Source organism: Nitrospiraceae bacterium (assembly GCA_020632595.1).
In the GTDB taxonomy this organism is placed as follows: Bacteria; Nitrospirota; Nitrospiria; order Nitrospirales; family UBA8639; genus Nitrospira_E.
Map to the genome: position 1 here is coordinate 1 of JACKFF010000039.1, position 5,146 is coordinate 5,146.

A 5,146-nucleotide genomic window follows, 5' to 3' on the forward strand; every position below is an offset into this window, starting at 1 on the left:
CGCACACAATTATTGGAAGCGGAACAATTTGAGCTCTCGCAAATTGCAATCTTGGGGCAAGTTCTCGGAAGAGCTGGTTTGCCAATCGTGATCAAGGATCCTCTGCTCAGAGAAGTGCCGAAAGGAACTCTATCGGTTATGACGAATCCTGGGGAACATCCCCTGGCCTTGGTTCACAAGGCTGCAGCAGACATCCCCAAGAAGCGGGAAGAGGCGCTGGCCAGAGCATGGGTCCCCAAGGTGAATGTGCAGAGTTCTTTTTTCGGACGTGGGTCGGGATGGGACAATCGCGGTCATCGGGATGGCGGAGGTGAGGGTCTCTTGCCGGATGTGCCGAATTGGGGGGTTGGTCTGACAGCGACCTTTTCGCTCCTGGATTTTTCGGCCATCCGGGCAGAACAACAGCAGGAGCATTATCGCAATGTGGCGGAAATGGCACGGTATGATCGAGTTATACAAGAACTCACTGCGCAACAGGTGAAGGCGCGTTCAGTCTTGGAGAGTGCCAAGCGTATCGCGGAAAATACCCCTATTCAATTACAAGCGGCTCGTCTTACCGAATCTCAAGCAGAAGCCCAGTTTAAAGCGGGCTTGGCGACGGTTGTTGATGTCGCCGAGGCGCAACGGCTTGTGGTACAAGCGACTGTGGATGATGCCCGCGCCCGTCTCGGAGTGTGGAAATCCTATTTAGCGCTCTCCGGGGCCAAGGGGGATTTGTCGGAGATCTTCCAATTGGTTCGGACCTCTTCCACTATACCTCTCAGAAAATGACCCTTCTGCTTTTTGCCCTTCGTCGTCCCATAACTATCATCGTTCTGGTGTTGGGTATGGCGCTCTTTTCCTATTTGGCGGTCAAGCGGATGCCGATCGATATTTTCCCAGATCTGGGTTTGCCAGCCATTTACGTGGCTCAACCCTATGGGGGGATGGATCCAGCCCAGATGGAAGCCCATCTGGTCTCATTTTATGAATATCATTTTCTGTATTTGACCGGCATTGAACATGTGGAGTCCAAATCCATTCAGGGCGCCGCCTTAATGAAACTGTTTTTTCATCCGGATACCGATATGGATCAAGCCTTAGCTCAAACGGTGGCTTATGTGAATCGATCCCGTGCGTTCATGCCTCCAGGAACCGTGCCGCCATTTATTTCCCGGTTTGATGCGGGAAGCGTGCCGGTGGGGTATTTGGTTTTTCAGAGCGAGACACGCCATCTGAAGGAAATTCAAGACTTGGCCCTCTTTCGCGTACGGCCGATGTTTTCAGCGGTTCCTGGTGTGTCGGCTCCTCCGCCATTTGGTGGGACCGCCCGGACGATCGTTGTGAAAGTGAATCCGGAGCGGTTACGAGCGTTCGGGATGTCTTCGGAAGAAGTGGTGCAGGCGGTCCGTACGGGGAACATGCTATTGCCGGCAGGAAATGTGAGGATCGGAGATATTGCCCATTTGACGCCCGTCAATTCTGTTGTCAGCAACATTGAAGAATTGGAACGGTTGCCGATTCGTGTTGGGGCGGGGCCCACGGTTCTTCTACGCGATGTCGGCATTGTCGAAGATGGAGAGGATATCGTCACCAGTTATGCGATGGTGAATGGTCGGCGTACAGTCTATATTCCGGTGACTAAACGGGCCGATGCTTCGACTATGGCGGTGGTCAACCGAATTCAGACTTCCCTTCCGACTTTTCAAGCTGCCGTGCCAGATGATATTCAAATTAGTTTCGAATTCGATCAATCCACCTATGTGACCCATGCTGTGAAGGCGGTAGTGGTGGAGAGTCTTTTGGGTGCTGTTTTGACCGGATTGGTCGTGTGGCTTTTTCTGAGAAATTGGCGAAGTGCACTGATCGTGGTCATCACCATTCCGTTTGCGCTTTTGTCGGCCGTGGTGGCGCTCTGGGCTTCCGGACAGACAATTAATATGATGTCGTTGGGCGGGTTGGCCCTTGCTGTAGGAATTTTGGTAGATGAATCTACGGTGACAATTGAGCATGTCCATACTCATCTGTCTCGTGGAAAGAGCGTGGCACGGGCGGTTAAAGACTCTCGTGGGGAAGTGGTGGTCCCTCTTTTTCTCGCCATGCTCAGTATCCTAGCCGTGTTTCTTCCCTCATTTTTTATGAGCGGTGTGGCCAAAGCCTTATTCATGCCGTTGGCCTTGGCTGTAGGGTTTGCCATGGCAAGTTCCTATGTCCTGGCGACGACGCTGGTGCCGGTCTTAGCGGTATGGCTGCTAGGTCCGCATACTCAGATGAAAGTCGATGACCGTCACAGGGTTCCGGATTGGTACGTCAGGGTTTTAGGGAAAACCCTGATCCACACACGGTTAGTCTTGATAGGATATGTGGTTGTCTGTTTCACCTTCGTCGTGGGATTAGGATCCCAGTTGGGGTTGGATATTTTTCCTCAGGTCGATACCGGGCGGTTTCAATTGCGGATTTTGGCCCCGGAAGGGACACGTGTCGAGCGGACGGAAGTGTTGACCAAAGATATATTAGACACGATTAAACAGGAAATCGGTTCAGATCGAATCGAGATCACCTTAGGATTTGTGGGCGTGCATCCTTCCAGTTATCCGGTCAATACGCTTTATATGTGGAGTAGTGGGCCTCATGAGGCCGTGTTATTGGTGGCGTTGAAGCCGGGTGCCGGTATTTCCTTGGAGGAGGTGAAGGAGCAGTTGAGAAGGTTGTTGCCTGCACGCTTTCCAGGAACTCGTTATACCTTCGAAGCCGGTGATATTGTGACGCAGGTGATGAGCATGGGAGCTCCTACGCCCATAGAGATTGCGATAAGCGGCCCGAATTTGGACACGAACCGTGAATATGCCGAAAGGCTAAAAGAGGAATTGAGTCGTTTGCCAGCGATCAGAGACCTGCGTTTTGGCCAACCCTTGGATTATCCGACTATGGCGGTTCGCGTGGATCGGGTCCGGGCTGGACAGCTAGGTGTCACTGCAGGTGAGGTGGCGCGGGCGGTCGTGTCGGCGACGTCTTCGACCAGGTTCGTCGAACCCATTTATTGGCGTGACCCGAAATCCGGAAGGGCCTATCAAGTTCAAGTGGAAATTCCTCAATCCGAATTCCAGTCGGTACACGATCTGTTGAATCTTCCCGTGATGTCGGATAGAGGACGAGGTCCCCTGCTGCGCGACTTGGCCGATGTGACGCCAGGGACCTCCATCGGGGAATATGCCAGGTATAACATGCAGCGGATGATTACGATTGTGGCCAATGTGATGGGGCAAGACTTAGGACGAGCGAATGAGGAGATTGATCGTGTGCTACGGCGTGTTGGTCCTCCACCAAAGGGTGTGCGCGTAGATGTGCGAGGGCAATTGGCTCCGATGCAAGAAATGATTGCCAATCTTCAACTGGGATTGCTTGTGACCATGGCAGTCATTCTCCTGTTGTTGGCCGCGACCTTTCAATCCTGGCGAAGCGCACTGGTGGTCCTTTTGACGATGCCAGCCGTATTAATGGGGGTGGTGGTGGCGTTAACACTGACGGGAACCACCCTGAATATTCAATCATTCTTGGGCACCATTATGGCCATTGGTGTAGCTGTGGCCAATGCCATTCTCTTGGTGTTTTTTGCGGAACAATGCCGGATGCAAGGCGACATTCTCCGGAAGTCGCTGCACGTGAAGGGCCATTAGCCGAGCCTCCGTCCCATTCTTATGACCGGTTTGGCAATGATAGTAGGGATGATGCCTATGGCCATGGGGTTTATGGATGGAGGCGCTCAAGTAGCACCACTCGGACGGGCAGTGATTGGGGGGTTATTGGCGGCCACTGTTTCCAGTTTGCTGATCTTGCCAGCTCTCTATACCATGATGGAAAGGGGAGGAGGCCGGCAATCTCCGTCTCTTGATCCGGATGATCCACGAAGTGTTCACTACGATCCTTCTCATGCTGTGGTGCCGAATTAATCAGGAGAACGGATGTCCAGGAAGTTGCTTGGGATTGGGTTGGTTGTATTGAGTCTGATTGGGGGCGGAATCCTGGTGCTCAGTAACGATGGATATACTCCTCAGGTCTTGTTGAATTCGCCGTCTATTAAAGCACCCGCAGGACCTCCTAAACAGACGGCTTCGCGCCAAAAAGAACCAAGGTCGGTTGAGGTCGTTTCCGTTCTCAGCCGGCAACTCGAGGCAATCATTCCCCTGTCGGGTGAATTGCTGCCGTTTTTGAGTGTGGATCTCGCCCCAAAAATATCGGGCATTGTGGACTCCATCAAGGTTGACCGAGGGGCAAGGGTCAAAAAAGGTGCTCTGTTACTTCAATTGAGCGCTCCAGAATTGCAGGCCCAGCGAATGGAGGTAGAAGCCCTGCTTCGTGCGGCTAGAATTACTCATACACGACTTCAGGCTGCAGCCTCTACTCCTGGGATTGTAGCCGGAAACGACCTGGAGTTAGCGCAACATAATCAGGAGGCTCTGGAGGCCCGCCTAGAATCACTCCGTGAGATGGAAAAATACTTGCAAGTGACAGCCCCTTTTGATGGGGTTATTACCCAACGAAATATTCATCCTGGGGCGCTGGCAGGACCCGGAGGACCATCTGGACAAGTGTTGCCAGCTTTACGATTAGAACAGATGACGCGGTTGCGGTTAATTGTGCCCGTTCCTGAAGTATATGCTGGGTCTATTGCCAACGGTGCTCTCGTGTCCTTTACGGTTCCTGCCTATCCGCAGGAAATTTTTCAAGGGATCGTATCTAGAGTCTCTCAAGCTGTGGACACCAAAACCCGAACGATGCCGGTGGAAATAGATGTTGAGAATATTACTCTTCGATTGGCTGCCGGGATGTTTCCGGAAGTTCGTTGGCCGATTCAGGGACGCACTCCCACATTGTTTGTCCCGGTCTCTGCCGTTGTAACGACTACTGAGCAGACCTTTGTCCTGCAAGTGCAAAATCACACCGTGGGTTGGACTCCGGTCCGCAAAGGTACCAAAAGCGGACCGCTTCTGGAAGTTTTTGGCAACCTCCAGGCTGGAGATGTGGTGGTGAAGCGGGGAACCGATGAACTTCGTGCAGGAACGGTGATTGCCCCCGTCCTGGTGAGTCAAGAATGATGCGATTCTCTGAGAGCTGTTGGTTTCCCCTGAAGGGCTGAGCAAAAAGGCGATGAGAGATCCTGACGCGA

At 52.7% G+C, this 5,146-nt stretch carries 2 protein-coding genes and 1 pseudogene; all 3 read left to right on the plus strand.

What is annotated here, in order from left to right:
• Positions 1–138 precede the first annotated feature (138 nt).
• Positions 139–771, plus strand: coding sequence for a TolC family protein (locus H6750_21500; protein MCB9776888.1), 633 nt, complete (start codon positions 139–141; stop codon positions 769–771).
• A pseudogene (locus tag H6750_21505) lies at positions 768–3,929 on the plus strand (efflux RND transporter permease subunit). Before H6750_21500 ends, H6750_21505 begins: the two are co-directional and overlap by 4 nt.
• A gap of 12 nt (positions 3,930–3,941) precedes the next feature.
• A complete protein-coding gene (locus tag H6750_21510) occupies positions 3,942–5,075 on the plus strand; it encodes an efflux RND transporter periplasmic adaptor subunit (protein ID MCB9776889.1) in 1,134 nt (377 codons plus the stop codon).
• Positions 5,076–5,146 lie beyond the last annotated feature (71 nt).

What these genes read in the sequence shown, in the direction of transcription:
- H6750_21510 (MCB9776889.1), top strand. Translation starts at nt 3,942, where the DNA reads ATGTCCAGGAAGTTGCTTGGGATTGGGTTGGTTGTATTGAGTCTGATT.
- H6750_21500 (MCB9776888.1), top strand. Translation starts at nt 139, where the DNA reads ATGACGAATCCTGGGGAACATCCCCTGGCCTTGGTTCACAAGGCTGCA.